Source organism: Micromonospora sp. CA-240977 (assembly GCF_050942285.1).
Classification (GTDB): Bacteria; Actinomycetota; Actinomycetes; order Mycobacteriales; family Micromonosporaceae; genus Micromonospora.
On the sequence record NZ_CP192055.1, the window covers coordinates 3,951,652 to 3,968,584 of the forward strand.

11 protein-coding genes are annotated in these 16,933 nt (G+C 74.7%); 5 read left to right on the forward strand and 6 right to left on the reverse strand.

Annotated features, from left to right (window positions below; genetic code table 11):
* Positions 1–3 precede the first annotated feature (3 nt).
* A complete protein-coding gene (locus ACQPWW_RS18360; protein ID WP_433124158.1) occupies positions 4–2,901 on the reverse strand; it encodes a helix-turn-helix transcriptional regulator in 2,898 nt (965 codons plus the stop codon).
* Positions 2,902–3,094: 193 nt separating this feature from the next.
* Here ACQPWW_RS18360 and ACQPWW_RS18365 point away from each other — a divergent pair, with 193 nt between their 5' ends.
* Positions 3,095–5,359: an adenylate/guanylate cyclase domain-containing protein gene (locus tag ACQPWW_RS18365; RefSeq protein ID WP_433124159.1), complete on the forward strand. Its 2,265-nt coding sequence runs from the start codon at positions 3,095–3,097 to the stop codon at positions 5,357–5,359.
* Positions 5,360–5,450: 91 nt separating this feature from the next.
* On the opposite strand, the gene ACQPWW_RS18370 is transcribed toward ACQPWW_RS18365, so the two are convergent.
* On the reverse strand, positions 5,451–6,269 hold the full coding sequence (locus ACQPWW_RS18370) for a class I SAM-dependent methyltransferase (RefSeq protein WP_433124160.1): 819 nt from the start codon (positions 6,267–6,269) through the stop codon (positions 5,451–5,453).
* Between the two features lie 173 nt (positions 6,270–6,442).
* Here ACQPWW_RS18370 and ACQPWW_RS18375 point away from each other — a divergent pair, with 173 nt between their 5' ends.
* Both ACQPWW_RS18375 and ACQPWW_RS18380 read left to right on the forward strand, forming a co-directional pair.
* On the forward strand, positions 6,443–9,865 hold the full coding sequence (locus ACQPWW_RS18375) for an ATP-binding protein (protein ID WP_433124162.1): 3,423 nt from the start codon (positions 6,443–6,445) through the stop codon (positions 9,863–9,865).
* A gap of 90 nt (positions 9,866–9,955) precedes the next feature.
* The gene (locus tag ACQPWW_RS18380; protein ID WP_433124163.1) at positions 9,956–10,648 is read left to right on the forward strand and encodes a hemerythrin domain-containing protein; all 693 of its coding nucleotides are present in this window, start codon (positions 9,956–9,958) and stop codon (positions 10,646–10,648) included.
* A 255-nt stretch (positions 10,649–10,903) separates the two neighbouring features.
* Here the strand turns inward: ACQPWW_RS18380 and ACQPWW_RS18385 are convergent, their stop codons facing one another.
* The 4 genes from ACQPWW_RS18385 to ACQPWW_RS18400 form a co-directional block, all read right to left on the reverse strand.
* Complete coding sequence (locus ACQPWW_RS18385) at positions 10,904–11,470, reverse strand: dienelactone hydrolase family protein (protein WP_433124165.1); 567 nt, start codon at positions 11,468–11,470, stop codon at positions 10,904–10,906.
* A gap of 55 nt (positions 11,471–11,525) precedes the next feature.
* On the reverse strand, positions 11,526–12,632 hold the full coding sequence (locus tag ACQPWW_RS18390; RefSeq protein WP_433124167.1) for a nucleotide disphospho-sugar-binding domain-containing protein: 1,107 nt from the start codon (positions 12,630–12,632) through the stop codon (positions 11,526–11,528).
* A 182-nt stretch (positions 12,633–12,814) separates the two neighbouring features.
* Entirely contained in the window at positions 12,815–14,122 is a 1,308-nt protein-coding gene (paaK, locus tag ACQPWW_RS18395) for a phenylacetate--CoA ligase PaaK (protein WP_433124169.1), read from the reverse strand.
* A gap of 80 nt (positions 14,123–14,202) precedes the next feature.
* On the reverse strand, positions 14,203–14,652 hold the full coding sequence (locus ACQPWW_RS18400; protein ID WP_433124170.1) for a MarR family winged helix-turn-helix transcriptional regulator: 450 nt from the start codon (positions 14,650–14,652) through the stop codon (positions 14,203–14,205).
* A gap of 137 nt (positions 14,653–14,789) precedes the next feature.
* Between ACQPWW_RS18400 and ACQPWW_RS18405 the strand changes: the two genes are divergently transcribed.
* Complete coding sequence (locus tag ACQPWW_RS18405) at positions 14,790–16,010, forward strand: MFS transporter (protein ID WP_433124172.1); 1,221 nt, start codon at positions 14,790–14,792, stop codon at positions 16,008–16,010.
* 141 nt (positions 16,011–16,151) lie between these two features.
* On the forward strand, positions 16,152–16,910 hold the full coding sequence (locus ACQPWW_RS18410; protein WP_433124174.1) for a class I SAM-dependent methyltransferase: 759 nt from the start codon (positions 16,152–16,154) through the stop codon (positions 16,908–16,910).
* Positions 16,911–16,933: the final 23 nt, after the last annotated feature.

Consider the following 16,933-nt stretch of genomic DNA (forward strand, 5'->3'; position numbering starts at 1 on the left):
GCGTCAGCCCCGGAGGTTGCGTAGTTGGATCGCGCTGGCCTGGACGCGGGTACGGACCTGGAGCTTGTCGAAGATGTGCGACACGTGCACCCCGATGGTCCGCTCGCTGATGAACAGCCGCTGCCCGATCTCCTTGTTGGTCAACCCCTCCGCGACGAGCGCGAGCACCTCCCGCTCCCGTGCGGTGAGCGCCGCCAACTCGTCGTCGGACGCCTCGGCCGGCGCGCCTCGCGTACCGCCGAGGGGCTCGCGCTCCTCCAGCGACACCCGGGCCCGCCCGGCCAGCTCGCGGATCTCCGAGGTCAGCGGCACCGCGCCCAACCCCTGCGCCACCCGGTACGCCTCCCGCAACAGCTTGCCGGCGGTGGCCAGCCGGCTGCGGCGGGCCAGCAGCGCCTCGGCCTGCCGCAGCCGCGAGTACGCCGCCGGGTAGGGGTGGTGGCGTCGATCCCACTCGGCGACCGACGCGGCCCACAGGTCCGGGTCACTGCTGTCCAGGCGGCTCACCTCGGCGGCGCAGAGGGCCAGGAACCCCGCCACCACCGACCGCACCGGACGGGCCGCGCCGACGCTCTTGCGGGCCACCCGGTCCGCCATGTCGCGCAGCCGGCGTACCACGGTCGGATCCACGGCCATGGTGCGGCTGGTGTGCGCCTCAGCCTCGGCCCGCAGGCCGTGCCAGATGAGCGCCGACAGGATCGTCACGTCGTCGGAACGGCTCTCGGTGAGGCCGCGTTGCACCGCCAACCGGGCCACATCGTGCCGGCCCTCCCACATGGCCAGCCCGGCGCGCAGGGTGAGCAGCGGAATGACGTGCCGCGCCCCGCCGCCGGCGAGCAGGGTCGCCACCGCGTCGAGGTCCCGGCTGCCCGCGTCGATGTCGCCGTAGCCCACCGAGAGCCGGCACCGGGCCAGCAGCAGCTCGACGGCGTCCGCACCGGACGGTCGGTGCCGCAGCGCGGTCGCGACCACCTTCTCCGCCTCGGCCCACTGGCCCACCCGGAACAGCCCGTTGATGGCGACGGCCAGCAGCCGGGTCTCCCAGGTGCGGCCCAACCCCAGCTCGGCGACCCGCTCGGCGCCACGGCGGGCCACCACCACACCCTCTTCGAGGATGTTCAGTGGCCCGGTCAACAGCTCCGCCAGGTGCAGGTACGCGCAGGCCACATCCTCGGGTTGGCCGGCGCGCTCGGCGGTGTCGAGGGCGTCGCGCATCACCGCCAGCCCCGCGTCCGGGTCCTCCAGGTAGGCGTCGCTGAAGCCCAGCGCCGAGCTGGCCAGCACCACCTCGGTGGCGGAACCCTCCACGTCGGCGGCCAGTGCCAGCGCCTCCCGGGCCCGCTGGCCGGCGTCGGCGTAGCGGCCCAGATGCAGGAGCAGCTCGGCGAGGCGGGCGGCGGCGGTGGCGCGGTCGCGCGGGGAACAGTCGGCCGCCGTCAGCGCCCGCTGGTACTCCTCCTCGGCCAGCGCCGAGCGACCGGCGGCGGCCAGGTAGCGGGCCCGGCGGATGTGCAACGCGCTCGGCGCGCCGCCGCCCGGTAGCGCGGCCACCTCCTCCAGCAGTGCCAACGCGCGGGCGTGCTCCCCACAGTGGTGGGCCGCCTCGGCGGCGTTCTCGAGCAGTTCGACCCGGTCCACCGCCAGCGGGCCCTGGTCAGCGGCCAGTTGCAACGCTGCCGACCAGTGCCGGTGCGCCTCGGCGTAACCGTGCAGCCGCTCGGCCTCCTGCGCCGCCGCCACCGCCGCCGGCAACGCGCGCGCCGGCTCGCCGGCCAACCGCCAGTGGTGCGCCAGCCGGGCCTGGTGCAGCTCGCCCGGCGCGGCGGTCAGCGCCTCGGCGTAGCGGCGGTGCAGACCGGACCGCTCGGCCGGCAGCAGCTCGTGCGCGAGCACCTCGGCGACGAGGCGGTGCCGCAGCCGGTAACCGTCGTCGGCCCCGACCAGCAGCCGGTGGGCCACCGCCGCGCGGGCCGCGTCGATCAGCTCCTCCTCGGGCAACCGCAGCACCTCGGCCAGCAGCCAGTGCTGTACCGGCTCGACCCCGGCGGCGACCGCGTGCACCACCGCGTGCGCGTGCTGGGGCAGCGCGTCGACCCGGTCGAGGAAGATCTCCCGCAGCGTCTCGGACAGGCCGTCGCGGCCGTCGCGGAGATCGCGGGCCAGCTCCTCGATGACGAACGGGTTGCCGCCGCTGCGCTGCCAGACCTGCTCGGCCGCCTCGGCGGACAGCGTCCGGCCGACCACGGCGGCGGCGAGCTTCTCGGTGTCGGCCCGGCCCAGCGGCGCCAGGTCGAGCACCCGCACCGTCCGCAGGCGACGCAGCTCGGTCAGCACCCGGCGCAGCGGGTGAACGCCCTGCAACGACTCGGCACGTACCGCCGCCAGCACGGAGAGCTGGAGGTCGCCGAGCCCGGCCAACAGGTAGAGCAGCAACTGTCGGGTGCTCCGGTCGACCCACTGCAGGTCGTCGAGGATCAACACCAGTGGTCGGCCCTCGGCGATCAGGTGCAGCCCACGGCTGACCCGCTCCAGCAACGCGCCAGCGCCGTCCGGGCCGGCGGTCTCGTCGGCGAACATCTGCAACAGCCCCCGCACCGCGGACGAGGTGCGGGCGTGCGAGGTGGACAGATCGGCGTCGAAGCGGCGCAGCGCCTGCAACAGCGGGTGCAGCGGAGAGGCGTCGCCGATGTCCAGGCAGCTGCCGGTGAGCACCACGGCGCCCTGCGCACGCAGCCGGTCGCCGACCTCACCCAACAGCCGGGTCTTGCCCACACCGCTCTCACCGGTCAGGAAGACGGCGGCCGTCTGCCCGTGCGCGGCGTCACCAAGCAACGCGGACCGAACCGTCTGCAGCAGCTCGGTCCGGCCCACGAGCGGTGCGGTGTCCACATCGCTGGCCATGGCACGCAGCCTAATCACAGGTCGCCGAACCGTTCTACGGCCATCTGCCGCTTGTGGTACTCCTCGCGTCGACTTTGCGACTAAAGGTTGCAGGTGGCCGACATACGTCGTTCTGCAGATCCCCCGTCAGCCCAGGAATGCCAATCTCCGGAGGTCACCAGGCATCAGCGGGGAGAAGGGTTGGTGCGTAACCATGACCACCACCACCACGACCAGCATCATCGTCGGCGACGCGCGGCGGCCCGTGACCCCGCACTGGCCCGTACCGGAGGAGAGACGCACCGTGACGGTGCTCTTCGCCGACATCGTCGGCTCCACGGCGCTGGTGAACCGACTCGATCCGGAGGACGTCCGCGCGTTGCAGCGGGTCTACTTCGACACCGTCGCCGGCGTGCTGCACCGGTGGCAGGGCGTGGTGGAGAAGTACGTCGGCGACGCGGTGATGGCGCTCTTCGGCGCCCGGCAGTCCGACGGCTTCGACGCGTACCGCGCGGTGCGCGCCGGACTCGAGATCCAGGCCGCGCTGGACTGCCGGCCGATGGTCGCGGATATCCGACTGAGAGTGCGCGTCGGTGTCGCCACCGGCGAGGTCGTTGTCGACCTGGGCGGCGCGGTCAGCGGCGGGCACGGCGTCGCAAGTGGCGCGGTGATCACCGCCGCGGCCCGCCTCCAGGAGTACGCGCCACCCGGCGCCGTCGCGCTCTGCGCGGCCACGGCACGGGCCACCGCTGGCCTGATCACCCAGCGGCAGTTGCCGCCGGTGCCGGTCGCCGGCCGGGTGCCGCCGGCGCCGGTCTGGCACGCCGTCGGCCCGGTGCGCCCCGGCGTCGACCGGCATGACGGCCCGCTGATCGGTCGCCGCCGCGAACTGGCCACCATCCGCGACCAGCTGACCGTGGCCCTCCGGGAGCAGAACCCGTGCTGGGTCTCCCTGGTCGGGCCCACCGGCAGCGGCCGAAGCCGCCTGCTGCACGAGCTGACCCGCGGGTTGACCACGGTGGACGGCGCGCCCGTGCACTGGTGTGTGGCGGCCTGCCAGCCGTACCCCGATCAGGTCCTGGAACCGGTCGCCGAACTCCTCCGCGGCGTCGCCGGGGTGCGTCGCGGCGACGGCCCGGCGGCGGTCCACGACCGGCTCGTCGCCACCCTGACCGCCGTGTTCCCACCGGCTCGGGTCGCCACGGCGGTGCCGGCGCTCCAACAGCTGCTGTCCAACCCGGACGGCTCGGCCGCGGCGATGGCCGGCGCGGCGATCTGCCGGGAGGTCCTGCTGCGCGTGGCCACCCGGGTGCCGCTGATCGTCGCGGTGGACGACGTGGACCGCGCGGCGCCTGCGGTGAGCGGATTCCTGCATGCGCTGTTCAACGCGGCGACGGCCCGGGGACTGCCACTGGCCGTGGTCACCCTGCACCAACCGCAGTGGGCCGACACCCGGCCCGGCTCGGCCCACCGGGTGGCGATCCGACCGCTGGCCACTGTGCAGTCCGGGCGGCTGCTGCGCCAACTACTGACCCGGGCCGGCCAGCCGGTGGCCCTGGTCGACCGGCTGCTGCCACTGGTGGGCGGCCGGCCGGGGCACGCGGCGGCGTACGTCGCGTCGATCGTGGCCGGGGCCGACCCGGCGGCGCTCCCGCTGCCCGAGGCGGTCCGCCGAGCCGTCGGCGTCGAGCTGGACCACCTCGACGGTGAGCGGCGAGCGGTCCTGATGGTCGCCGGCGTCCTCGGCGGCGTGATCTCCGGCGCGGCGGTCGACCGGGCGCTCGGCTGGACGCCCGGCCGGTCCGCGCCGGCACTACGCCGGCTGGTCGCCGCCGGACTGCTGCTCCCCCACCACGCCAACGGGTACGCGTTCGCCGCGCCCGCGCTGCGCCAGGTCGCCGTCGAGCGGTTGCCCCGTGCGCTGCGGGCCGTCTTCGCCCGCCGGGCCGCCGACGCCGCACGCCACGACACCGTCCGCGCCGACGCCCTCCGGCCGGATCGCGTTGCCGCGACGTCCACCGGCGCCGCTCGTGCGGTCGGCGACGGCTCGGCCACCCGGCCCGCCGAGGTGGTGCGCCTCGACGCCGTTCGCTCCCGGGTCGGTCGCGACGCCCCGCTCGTGGCGCTGGCCCCAGCGCCCGGATCCGGCCCGTCGCGCCTGCCCACCCCGACGATGGCGACCCCGCCGGCCGCGCTGCCCCGACCAACGAACCGGGTGCCGGGCGCCAACCGGCTCCGACCCGTCGCGCCGGCCGGTGACGTGCCGGCGACCCCGGCGGTGACGGCGCCCGCCACGCGTTCCAACACGGGCGGTCACTGGCCCTCGAACGTCGACCGGACCCCGGTGGTGATCCGTGCCGTGCCGCAGTCGGCCGGTCAGGATGCGCTCACCGGTGTCGGCGCTCCGCCCGCCGCGATCCGCGTCGTACCCGGCCCGCCGTTGATCCGCCGGCCGGACGGCCTGGCCGCCTCCGCCTGAGGGTCCCTGGACAGGCCGGTGGTCCGCCCGTCCGGACCGCCAGCGGTCGCGGACGGCCGGGCTCACGCCGACGGGCCGGTCGCCCGGCCGGCTACGGCACGGACGCCGAGGCCAGCAGCGCCGCGGTCGGCAGCACGAGCAGGCCGTCCACGTCGCGGTAGGCGGCGGTCAGCTCGTCGTACGCGGCACGAATCCGGGTGATCACCTGCGGCGGCTGGGACTCCATCAGCAGACCCGGCCTGCTGATGCCGTTGGCCGGCCCACTCCACCAGGCCTCGGGGTGGGTGCGATGCGCCCAGGTGATCGTGTCGCAGCGGACGTCGGCCAGACCGGCCGCGTCGAGCAGGCCGGCGAACCCGTCGGGGGTACGCGGGAAGTCCCGCTCCGCGTCCACCGTCGGCACGGAGGTCGGCCGGTCGACCCCGGCGGCGTCGAAGATCGCGCCCCACAGCCGCTGCGCCTCGGGCGGCGGATCGGGCCAGACCGTCACCGCGATCCGTCCGGCCGGCCGGACGACCCGTCGCAGTTCGCTGATCGCGGCCAGCGGATCGCCGACATGATTGATCACGAAGTTCGCCACGGCCGCGTCGAAGTGGCCGGTGGGAAACGGCAGGTGGGGCAGGGCCGCGAGGCGGACCTCGGCGGCGGACGGGACGCGGCCGCGGACCAGCTCGACCATGCTCGGTTCGGCGTCGACGGCCACGACGCTGGCGCCCCGGGCGCTGGCCAGCCCGGCCACGGTCCCGGAGCCGGTGCCGGCATCGAGCACCCGCACGCCCGCGGCGACGTGGGCGGCGTCCAGCAACGCTGGCGCGGGATGGGCACAGAGGGCGGCGAGACTGCTGTCGAACGCCGCCGCACGCCCGGCCCAGCGCGACCGTTCGTGCTCGTCGAAGGCTGTCGTCGGCACTGCCACACCCCGTTCAGAGGATCTTGGTGGTGGCGCCACGATATCGAACGCGATGCGTCCGCAGGTGCCCCGCGCGCTGGCGGGACGCCGCCCCTACCCACGGTGAGCTGGGTGTCCGTTGTTCACCGGCAGCGGAGGAGCCGCCGAGGAGGACCACTAGGATTGGCCCGGTCATGCTGCTACGGGTGCTCGGGCCGCTTGAGGTCGAGGTCGACACAGGCGGACCGGTCGACCTCGGCGGCCCCCGCCAACGCGCCGTGCTCGCGCTGCTGCTGGCGGCCCGGGGCGACGTCGTCTCCGTCGGTCAGATGATCGAGGATCTGTGGCGGGGTGACGCGCCACCGCGGGCGATCGCCTCCGTCCAGGCGTACGTCTCGCACCTGCGCCGCCTGTTGGAGCCGTCCCGGGAGCGCCGCGCGCCGGCCCGGGTCCTGGTCACCGCGCCGCCCGGCTACGCGATCCGGGTGCCCACCGACGCCGTCGACGCCGGCCGGTTCGAGGCGCTGCTCGTCGAGGCGCGCGCGGTCAGCCGCGCCGATCCGGCGCGGGCGCGGGCTCTGCTGACCAGCGGGCTCGACCTGTGGCGCGGTCGGGCGTACGCCGAGTTCGCCGGAGAGCCCTGGGCGCAGGCCGAGGTGCTGCGGCTGGAGGAGCTGCGGCTCGGCGCCCGGGAGTTGCTCCTCGACGCGATAGTGCGGTCCGGCGACGCCGCCGAGGCGGTGTCGGAGGCGGAGGTGCTGACCCGGCAGGCGCCGCTGCGGGAGGAGAGCTGGCGACTGCTGGCGTTGGCGTTGTGGCGGGCCGGTCGGCAGGGCGACGCGCTCGCCGCCCTGCGCCGGGCGCGGGCGACGTTCGTGGACGAGCTCGGCCTGGATCCGGGCCCGGCGTTGGTCGAGGTGGAGTCGGCGATCCTGGGCCAGCGCCTCGACCTGCTCCCACCGGTGGCCGCGAGCGCGGCGCGCGTCGACGCCGGAGGACCGCCGAGCGCGCCGTCCGTCGACGCCGGGCAACCCGCGAGCGCGGCGCACCTCGACGCGGGGCACCCCGCTAGCGCGGCGCACCTCGACGCCGGACAACCCGCCAGCGCGGCACGCGTCGACGCCGGGCAATCCGCGAGCGCTGAGGTGTTCGTCGGGCGGGAGGCCGAGCTGGCCGCTCTCGGGCGGGCCGCCGCCGAGGCGCTGGCGGGCGGACCACGGGTGGCGTTGCTCAGCGGCGAGGCCGGCGCGGGCAAGACGAGCGTGCTCGCCCGCTTCCGGGAGGTGCTCGCCGCCCGCGACTGGCTGGTCGCCGTCGGTCGCTGCCCCGAGGTCGAGGGCGCCCCGCCGGCCTGGGCGTGGGTCGAGGCGCTGCGGCAGCTCGCCGAGCAGGCGCCGCCGGGTGATCTCGCACCGGCGCTCGCCCCGCTGCTCGGCGGCAGCCCCGGCGCACCGGGGGGCGACGTCACCGCCGGCCGGTTCCGGCTGCATCACGCCGTCGGCGCCTGGTTGGACGCGGCCGCGGTCCGCAGACCGGTCGCCGTGGTCCTCGACGACCTGCACGCCGCCGACGCCGAGACGCTGCTCCTGCTGAACAGCGTCATCGAGTTGACCACCGGGGCCGTGCTGTTCGTCGCGGCGTTACGCCCCGCCGACAACCGCGAGCGGCTCGCCGACACGATGGCCGTCCTGGCCCGTCGGTCTCCGTACCGGATCCGGTTGGGTGGCCTGACGACGGCCGAAATCGAGACGCTGCTCGGGACGCTCGCCCGGAGACCCGTCGACGCGGAGACGGTCGCCGCGCTGACCGAGCGGACCGGCGGCAACCCGTTCTACGTCCGGGAGTCGGCGCGGCTCCTCGCCGCCGAGGGCACCCTCGTCGCCACCTGCGACGTGCCGGACGGGGTCCGCGACGTGCTGCGCCGGCGACTGTCCCGCCTGCCGTCGTCGGCGGTCGCGGTGCTGCGCCTCGCCGCCACGCTCGGGCGGGAGGCGGACGTGCCGACACTCATCGACGCCGCCGGCACCGACGAGACCTCCACCCTCGAAGCGCTGGAGGCCGGGCTGGCCGCCGGGCTGCTCACCGAACCGGCGCCGGGGCGGGTGCGCTTCGTGCACGGGCTGGTCCGCGACACCATCTACACCGACCTGCCCCAACTGCGCCGCACCCGCCTGCACGCCCGGATCGCCGCCGCCACCCGCCGGCTGACGCCCGACGACTATCCGGCCCTGGCCCACCACTACGCCCGTGCCGCGTCGGCCGACACCGCGCCGCTCGCCGTCGACTACGCGGTCCGCGCCGCCGAGCTGGCCGAGCGGCGGTACGCGTACGACGCGGCGATCGAGGTGCTCGACAACGCCGTCGACGCCGCCCGGTCGGTCACCGGGGATCGCGACGCGCTGCGGGTCGACCTGCTCGGCCGGCTGTTGCGCGCCCAGGCCCGGGCCGGTGCGGTGGCCGCCGCCCGGCAGACCCGCGCCCGCGCCGTCGACGTCGCCGTCGCGTCCGGCCGGGACGAACTGCTTGTCGCGGCGTTCACCGCGTGGACCGTCCCCACGCCCTGGCTGACGCACGCGTACGGCGTCGTGGACCATCGGGTCGTCGAGCTGCTCACCCGGCTCCTGCGCGCCGACGACCTGGACCCGGTGGACCGCTGCCGGCTGCTGGAGGCGCTGGCCACGGAGCTGGACGGCGAGTCCGACCCGCGGGGCGGGGCGGCCGGGCGGGAGGCGCTGGCCCTCAGCCGGCGGCTTGACGACCCCGAGCTGCGTGCCCTCGGGCTGGCCGCACGGGTCCGCAGCATGAGCTACGAGCGGGAGGCGCCGGCCCGTCGGGAGTTGGCCCTGGAGCTGCGCGACCTCGCCGACGAGCACGGGCTGGTGATCTACCGCTCGGTCGCCGAGCAGGTGCTCGGTCACAGCGCCGCCGCGCTCAACGAGCCGGACGACCTGCGCCTCAGCGTCGCCCGGCACGGGCGGCTGGCCGAGACGTACCAGCTCAACGAGGCGCAGACGATCCACCTGTGCGCGCTGGGCGCGCTCGCGCACGTCGCCGGCGACTTCGTCGCGGCGCGGCGACACTACGACGAGGTCGCCGCGCAGATGCGGCGACAGGGTTCGCTGCACGCCGAGGCCTTCCACTACTTCTCGCTGGGGACGCTGCTGATCAGCCAGGGACGCTTCGGTGAGCATCTGGAGGCGACCCGCCGCGTGCGGAGGTCGTTGGGGCCGATCGTGGACGACCTGCTGGCGCTGGCGCTGATCGAGAGCGGACGGGTCGACGAGGCGCGGGCCATGCCCATCGGGCGGCACACCTACCGCCCGGACTACTTCGAGTCGGCGCTGCTCAGCGTGCGCGCGATGGTCATCGTGGCACTGGGTCGGCGAGACCTGGCCCAGCCCGTGATCGACGCCCTGCTCCCGGTCCGCGACCAGTTGGCCGGTTTCTCCACCACCGCGGCCGTGGTGCAGCCGGTCGCGCTGACGCTCGGGGAGCTGTTCCGGCTGCTGGGCCGCACCGACGAGGCGGCCCGGCACTTCACGCTGGCCGCCGGGGTGGCCCGCCGGTGGGGATCGCCGCACTGGTTGGCCGAGGCGACGGCCGCGTTGACCGGCTGACCTCCCGGTTGGTGGCTTCCAAGCCGATTCCAAGTGCCACCAAGCATGATCAACAGATCTGTGTCAGTTGATTCCCCCGGAAAGGTCACCGTGAACCAGAACCACCGCGAAGCCATGGCCGACGTCCGCGACATGTACATGGCGCACGCCGTCTTCCGTCGCGAGTTCAGCCTGCTACCGCAGCTCGTCCGCGACGTCAGGCCGGGCGACGTCAGCCGCGCGGAGGTCGTCGGCGCCCACGCCGAGATGCTCTGTCACACCCTGCACCTGCACCACGAGGGCGAGGACCTGCTGCTGTGGCCCCTGCTGCTGGAGCGCGGCGGCGCGCAGGCAGCGGCCATCGTCCCCACCATGGAGGCGCAGCACCACGCCATCGAGGAGGCCCACGCGGCGGTGGTCGCCCTGCTCCCGGCGTGGCGGCGTACCGGGCGCGGTGGTGACCAGCTCGCCGACGCCTTCGAGCACCTCCGCGCCGCGCTGATCGAGCACATGGCCCTGGAGGAGAGCGAGATCCTGCCGCTTGCCGGCCGGCACGTCACCGCCGCGGAGTGGATGGAACTCGGCGAGCACGGAATGAGCAAGACCCCGAAGAAGCGGCTGCCGCTGGCCTTCGGCCTGGCCATGTACGAGGGCGACCCCGAGGTGATCAGGGCGGTGCTGGCACACGCCCCGCTGCCGGCCCGGCTCCTCATGCCGATCATCGCACCGCGGCTCTTCGCCGCCCACGCCAAGCGGGTGCACGGCACCGCGACTCCCCCACGCATCGGCGCCAGCGCGCACTGAGCGAGGCCGGCGCCCGCGATCCGACGCGCGGGCGCCGATGCGGGCCAGCGCATTGAGCGCGGCCGCACCCGGGATCCGACGCGCCGGCGCCGATGCGCACTGAGCGAGGCCGCACCCGGGGATCCGACGCGCCGGCGGCTTGCCGGGGTCGACCGCGTCGTCGAGGGGGCGCCGCGGTCGCGCCACCCGGGAGGCAACAGGGACCGGGGCCCGCACGCCACGCGCCCGCCCCGTGGCCGCCGCTCGGCCCGGCAGTCAGGACGCGGCCAGGAAGGCCAGCACCCGCGGCCAGGTCGCCGCGGTGGCGTCCGGGGAATGCTCGGCCAGGTCCGGGTCGGTGAACAGGTGCCCGGCACCGGGATAGCGGAAGACCGTCAGGTCGGCGCCGGCGTCGGTGAGCGCCTGCTGCCACTCGTCGACCTCGTCCGGCGCGTCGTACGGGTCGGGGTCGGCGAGGTGCAGCTGCACCGGCAACCCGGGCCGGACCGCGTCCGGCCCGCCACCGGTGCCGTGCAGCAGGAGCAGACCGGCGGCGTCGGGGCGCTCGGCCAGCAGCGCCCCGGCCACCCCGGCGCCCATCGAGAAGCCGGCGAGCACCGTCTCCGGTGGCAGGTCCCGCAGCGCCGTCCGGGCCCGGTCGAGCACCACCTCCTGGCCGATCTTGTCGAGCAGTGCGAAGCCCTCCTCGACGGTGTCGGCGGCCGGTACGCCGTACAGGTCGGGGGTGCCGACCTGATGCCCGGCGGCGCGCAACCGGTCGGCGGCGGCGCGCACGGCGGGCCGCAGCCCGTACACGGAGTGGAACAGCACGACGTGTCGCATCACGTCATCCTGCCGCAGTGGAGGGTCCGTCCGGTGTGGGCACGCGGGACGGACGTCAGACCAACGCCGCCAGCCGCGCGACGAGGTCGCTCGGCGGCGGCATCGCGGCGATCTCCCGGCTGACCTGCGCCGCGGTGGTGCGCAGGCGCTCGTCGGTGAGCAGCCGGGTCAGCGCCTGCGCGGTGATGTCCCGGGGGCGCGACGCCAGGCCGACGCCCCGGCGGGCCACCAGCTCGGCGTTGTGCCGCCGGTCCCCCGGACCCACTGTGGCGAGCTGGGGCAGCCCGGCGGCGAGGGCGCCGAAGGCACTGCCCGCCCCGCCGTGGTGAACCAGCGCCGCGCTCGCCGGCAACGCCGCGTCCAGCGGAATCCAGTCGACCACCCGCACGTTGCCGGGCAGCGAACGAGCCGACCGCTCATCCGGGCGGACGAGCACGATCTCGGCGTCCACCCGGGCGGCGGCGGCCACCACGGCGGGCATCGGCCCCCGGTCGCCGGGGCCGGTCAGGGTGCTGCGGGTGACCAGGATCCGGGGCCGTTCACCCGGCTCGCGCAACCACGCCGGCAGCTCGCCGCCACCGACGTAGGAGTCGTACCGCATCGGCCAACCATCCTGCGCGGCCACACTGGGCGGGGCCACGGCGAGGGCCGCGGCGGGCGGCGGCAGCTCGGTCAGGCCGTGCCGCCGCAGGGCGGCACCGAGTCGGGCGCTGCTGGCACGGACCAGCTCCCGGCCGTCGAAGAGGGAGTTCTCCTGGCGTACGGCCGGCACCCCCAGCCGGGCGGCGGCGACCGCACCGGCGACCGCGAACGGCTCGTAGAGCACCAGATCCGGCTCCCACTCGGCGGCCAACGCGACGACCGGGTCGGTGAGCTTGTCGTTGAGCGCGCCGAAGAGCAGGCCGGCGCCCCGGGTGCCGGCGGTGCCGGCCATCTCGGCGCGGGCGACCAGGGGGTGCCGGGGAAAGACCCGCAGCGCGATGCGGCCGAAGTCGAAGCCCGGTGCGATGTCGTGCACCGGCAGACCCGCGTTGGCGGCGGCCAGGCCACCGCCCCCGGTGGCCAGCAGCACGTCGTGGCCGGCGTCGCGCAGCGCGACGGCGAGCGGCACCAGCGGAAAGGTGTGCCCGACCAGCGGGGCGGAGACCACCAGGACACGCATGGACGCGATCCTATGTCGATGACGACACCTGGATCGCCCCGTGCCTGACCCGGCCGGCGCCGAGGTCACCATCGCGCAGGACACCCGACGACACGGGACCGGGCCGGTTGCCCCACATCCGGGGCAGCTCTACAGGAGACAGCACCGACGGGGCCGAGGGCGGCGGACCGCTCGGCCGGCGTTCAGACGGGTCGCCGCTGGTCGATGACGCGGCGCATCTTGCCCGTCGACCGCTCCACCGCGTCCGGGGCGAGCACGTCGACCGCCACGCTCACGCCGATGGTGTTCTTCACCAACTCCACGAGCGCCGCGCCGGCCCGCTCGGCGGCGTCCACGGCGACGCCGGCCCGCCGCTCCACCCGCACCGTGAGGGTGTCCAACCGGCCCTGCCGATCGAGTACGCACTGGAAGTGCGGCGACAGCTGCGCGGTCCGCAGGATCAGCTCCTCGATCTGGGTCGGGAAGATGTTCACCCCGCGCACGATCATCATGTCGTCCGTCCGACCGGTGATCTTCTCGATCCGGCGCATCGGACGGGCGGTGCCGGGCAGCAGCCGGGTCAGGTCGCGGGTGCGGTAGCGCACCACCGGCATCGCCTCCTTGGTCAGCGAGGTCAACACCAGCTCACCCCGCTCACCGTCGGGCAGCACCGCCCCGGTCACCGGGTCGATGATCTCCGGGTAGAAGTGGTCCTCCCAGACGTGCAGCCCGTCCTTTGTCTCCACGCACTCGGTGGCCACGCCGGGGCCCATCACCTCGGAGAGCCCGTAGATGTCCACCGCGTGGATGTCCAACCGCTGCTCCATCTCCCGGCGCATGTCCTCGGTCCACGGCTCCGCCCCGAAGATGCCCACCCGCAGCGAGGTGGCGCGCGGGTCGACGCCCTGGCGCTGCATCTCGTCCACGATGGCGAGCATGTAGCTGGGGGTGACCATGATGACCTCGGGTTCGAAGTCGCGGATCAGCATGACCTGACGCTCGGTCATGCCACCGGAGACCGGGATGACGGTGCAGCCCAGCTCCTCGGCGCCGTAGTGCGCGCCCAGGCCACCGGTGAAGAGCCCGTAGCCGTACGCGACGTGCACCCGGTCGCCGGGACGGCCGCCGGAGGCGCGGATCGACCGGGCCATCAGTCGCGCCCAGGTGCGCAGGTCGTCGCGGGTGTAGCCGACCACTGTCGGGCGGCCGGTGGTGCCGGAGGAGGCGTGCAGACGGGCGACCCGCTCCCGGGGCACGGCGAACATGCCGAACGGGTAGTTGTCCCGCAGCTCCGCCTTGCCGGTGAACGGGAAGCGGGCCAGGTCGTGGAGATCGCGGCAGTCGTCGGGGTGCACCCCGGCCGCGTCGAACGCCCGGCGGTAGGGCGGCACGTTGTCGTACGCGTGCCGTAGCGACCAGCGCAGCCGTTCGCGTTGCAGGGCGCGCAGCTCGTCGACGCCGGCGCGCTCGATCGGGTCCAGCTCCTCCGGACGAGGGGTGCGGTCCTGCATCGCGTGTCTCCCTTGGCGCGGCGGCCCCGGTGCGGGCTGCGGGTACCGTACGCCGGCCGTCGCCCAGGCCGGCGGCGCGGTCAGCGGACGGCGGGCAGCCGGTGCAGGGCGTCGACAAGCGGGGCCAGCTCGGGGGTGGACTCGGCCTCGGCGAGCGCCGCGGTGAGCACCCGGTCGTGGGTCGGGCGGGTCTGGGCGAGCAACTCGGAGCCGGCCGGGGTCAGCTCGGTGTAGATGCCGCGCCGGTCGTCGGCACAGAGGATGCGGGTGAGCAGGCCGCGTTGCTCCAGTCGGGTGACCAGGCGGGTGGTGGCGCTGCCGGAGAGCGCGGCGGCGCGGGCGAGCTGGCTCATCCGCATGTGCCAGCCGTCCTGCCGGGAGAGCGCGTCGAGCACCGTGTATTCGACAACGGACAGGTCATGGTCGGCCTGCAACGCCCGTTCCAGCGACGTCTCGATCAGCCCGTGCAGGGCGGCGAGGGTGCGCCAACCCTGCGCGCGGATCTCGACCGCGTCGTCGGCGATGCCCATGCCGGCCCTCCTCGGGTGTGCTCTCGACGGCCCCAGGCTAGCACGCTTGCGCCCATATAAAGCGTGTGCAAGTATTTCGTTGCTGGCGCGTGTAGTTGCACGCGCCGCATATCTGCTCCCTCCCCGATGGGAAAACCATGTCCGTACGCCCCAAGTCCCTGCCGCCCGGCCTGATCGCGCTGGCGATCGGCGCCTTCGGCATCGGGCTCACCGAGTTCGTGATCATGGGGTTGCTGCCCGAGGTGGCCACCGACTTCGCGGTCACCGAGCCGGTCGCCGGCTGGCTGATCTCCGGCTACGCGCTCAGCGTGGCCGTCGGCGGGGTGGCCCTCACCGCGGCGGTCACCCGACTTCCGCGCAAGCCGGTGCTCCTGGGCCTGATGGTGCTCTTCATCATCGGCAACCTGCTCTCCGCGGTCGCCGGCGACTACGCCGTGATGATGGCCGGCCGGATCGTCGCCGCGCTCTGCCACGGCGCGTTCTTCGGGATCGGCGCGGTGGTCGCCGCCGGCCTGGTGGCGCCGGCCCGCCGGGCGGGCGCCATCGCCATGATGTTCGCCGGCCTGACCATCGCGAACGTGCTCGGCGTGCCCTTCGGCACCTTCCTCGGGCAGCACTTCGGCTGGCGGTCGACGTTCTGGGCGATCACCGCCATCGGAGTGGTCGCGCTGATCGGGCTGGCCCTGCTCATTCCGGCCGGCGACACCGCGAACGCCGACCGGCCGACCGGTGGGCTACGCGGCGAGTTGCGTGCCTTCACCCACTCGCAGGTCTGGCTGTCGCTGGTGATCACGGTCCTGGGCTTCGGCGGCATGTTCGGCGCGTTCACCTACATCGCCTACACGCTCACCGAGGTCAGCGGCTTCGCCAGCAGCACCGTGCCGTGGCTGCTCGTCCTCTTCGGAGCCGGGCTCTTCGCCGGCAACCTGCTCGGCGGGCGGGCCGCGGACAGGTCGCTGTCGCGCACCCTGGTCACCGTCCTTGCGGTGCTCACCGCGGTGCTCGTCGGGTTCGCGCTGACCGCGTCGAGCCCGGTGCTGACCGTCGTGTCGCTGGTACTGATGGGCGGGTTCGGGTTCGCCACCGTACCGCCGTTGCAGATGCGGATCATGCACTACGCCAACCAGGCGCCGACCCTGGCGTCCGGGGCGAACATCGCGGCGTTCAACCTCGGCAACGCGTTGGGCGCCTGGATCGGCGGGGTGACCATCGCCGCGGGGCTGGGCTACACCTCGCCGATCTGGGCCGGCGCGGCGCTCACCCTGGCCGGCCTGGGTGTCCTGCTGGCGGCGCTGCGGCTGGCCCGCCGCCGGGAGCCGGCGAAGGCCGACGCGGCCCTGGTCGACACGGCGGCCTGACCGTCGGCGACGAGGACGCCGGGTCGGGCAACCGCCCGGCCCGGCGTCACTCTGATCATCGCCCTGCCATCTTCTCGCAGTTGCAAATTATGTGCAACAAGGTCTGGACAACGCGCTCGAAACGTAACTAGCCTGATCGCTATGAGTCCTTACATCGCGGATCCGTGGGCCTGGCAGGAGAGCTGGGACCGTCAGCAGGAGGCCTACCTGCCGGACCGGGAACACCGCCTCGCCACCATGCTGGACACCGTCGACGCGGTCCTCGACGGTCGGCCGCCACGCGTGCTCGACCTGGCCGGCGGCACCGGCAGCATCTCGCTACGCACGCTGGCCCGCTTCCCCGGCGCCGAGACGACCCTGGTGGACCTCGACCCGGCGTTGCTCGCCATCGCCCGGGCCTCGCTTGCCGACCGGGCCACCATCGTCACGGCCGACCTCGGCACCCCCGACTGGCGCTCCGCGCTCCCCCACCGCGACTACGACGCCGTCCTCACCGCCACCGCCCTGCACTGGCTGCCGGCCGACCGGCTCGGGCAGCTCTACGCCGAACTGCGGGACGTGCTGCGACCGGGCGGGGTCTTCGTCAACGCCGACCACATGCCCGACGACACCCTGCCGGAACTGACAAAGCGACTGATGGACCGGGCCCGGGACCGGCGCAACGCCCGGTACGCCGCCGGCTCGGTGCTGTCCTGGTCGGACTGGTGGGAGCGGGCCGGTGCCGACCCGGCGCTGGCGCCACTGGTCAGGCAACGACAGGACATCTACCCGACCGGGCACAGCCCGGAGTGGAACCCGCCGGCCTCCTGGCACCTCGCCGCCCTCAGCGCCGCCGGTTTCCGTGAGGTCGGCACGGTCTGGCGCGGCGGCGCGGACGCCGCCGTCGCGGCGGTGCGCTGACGCCGCTGACGCCGGCACTACGC

Excerpts from the sequence above, each read along its gene's own strand:
- ACQPWW_RS18360 (WP_433124158.1), bottom strand. The coding sequence starts at position 2,901 with ATGGCCAGCGATGTGGACACCGCACCGCTCGTGGGCCGGACCGAGCTG.
- ACQPWW_RS18365 (WP_433124159.1), top strand. The coding sequence starts at position 3,095 with ATGACCACCACCACCACGACCAGCATCATCGTCGGCGACGCGCGGCGG.
- ACQPWW_RS18375 (WP_433124162.1), top strand. The coding sequence starts at position 6,443 with ATGCTGCTACGGGTGCTCGGGCCGCTTGAGGTCGAGGTCGACACAGGC.
- ACQPWW_RS18385 (WP_433124165.1), bottom strand. The coding sequence starts at position 11,470 with ATGCGACACGTCGTGCTGTTCCACTCCGTGTACGGGCTGCGGCCCGCC.
- ACQPWW_RS18390 (WP_433124167.1), bottom strand. The coding sequence starts at position 12,632 with ATGCGTGTCCTGGTGGTCTCCGCCCCGCTGGTCGGGCACACCTTTCCG.
- paaK (WP_433124169.1), bottom strand. The coding sequence starts at position 14,122 with ATGCAGGACCGCACCCCTCGTCCGGAGGAGCTGGACCCGATCGAGCGC.
- ACQPWW_RS18400 (WP_433124170.1), bottom strand. The coding sequence starts at position 14,652 with ATGGGCATCGCCGACGACGCGGTCGAGATCCGCGCGCAGGGTTGGCGC.
- ACQPWW_RS18405 (WP_433124172.1), top strand. The coding sequence starts at position 14,790 with ATGTCCGTACGCCCCAAGTCCCTGCCGCCCGGCCTGATCGCGCTGGCG.
- ACQPWW_RS18410 (WP_433124174.1), top strand. The coding sequence starts at position 16,152 with ATGAGTCCTTACATCGCGGATCCGTGGGCCTGGCAGGAGAGCTGGGAC.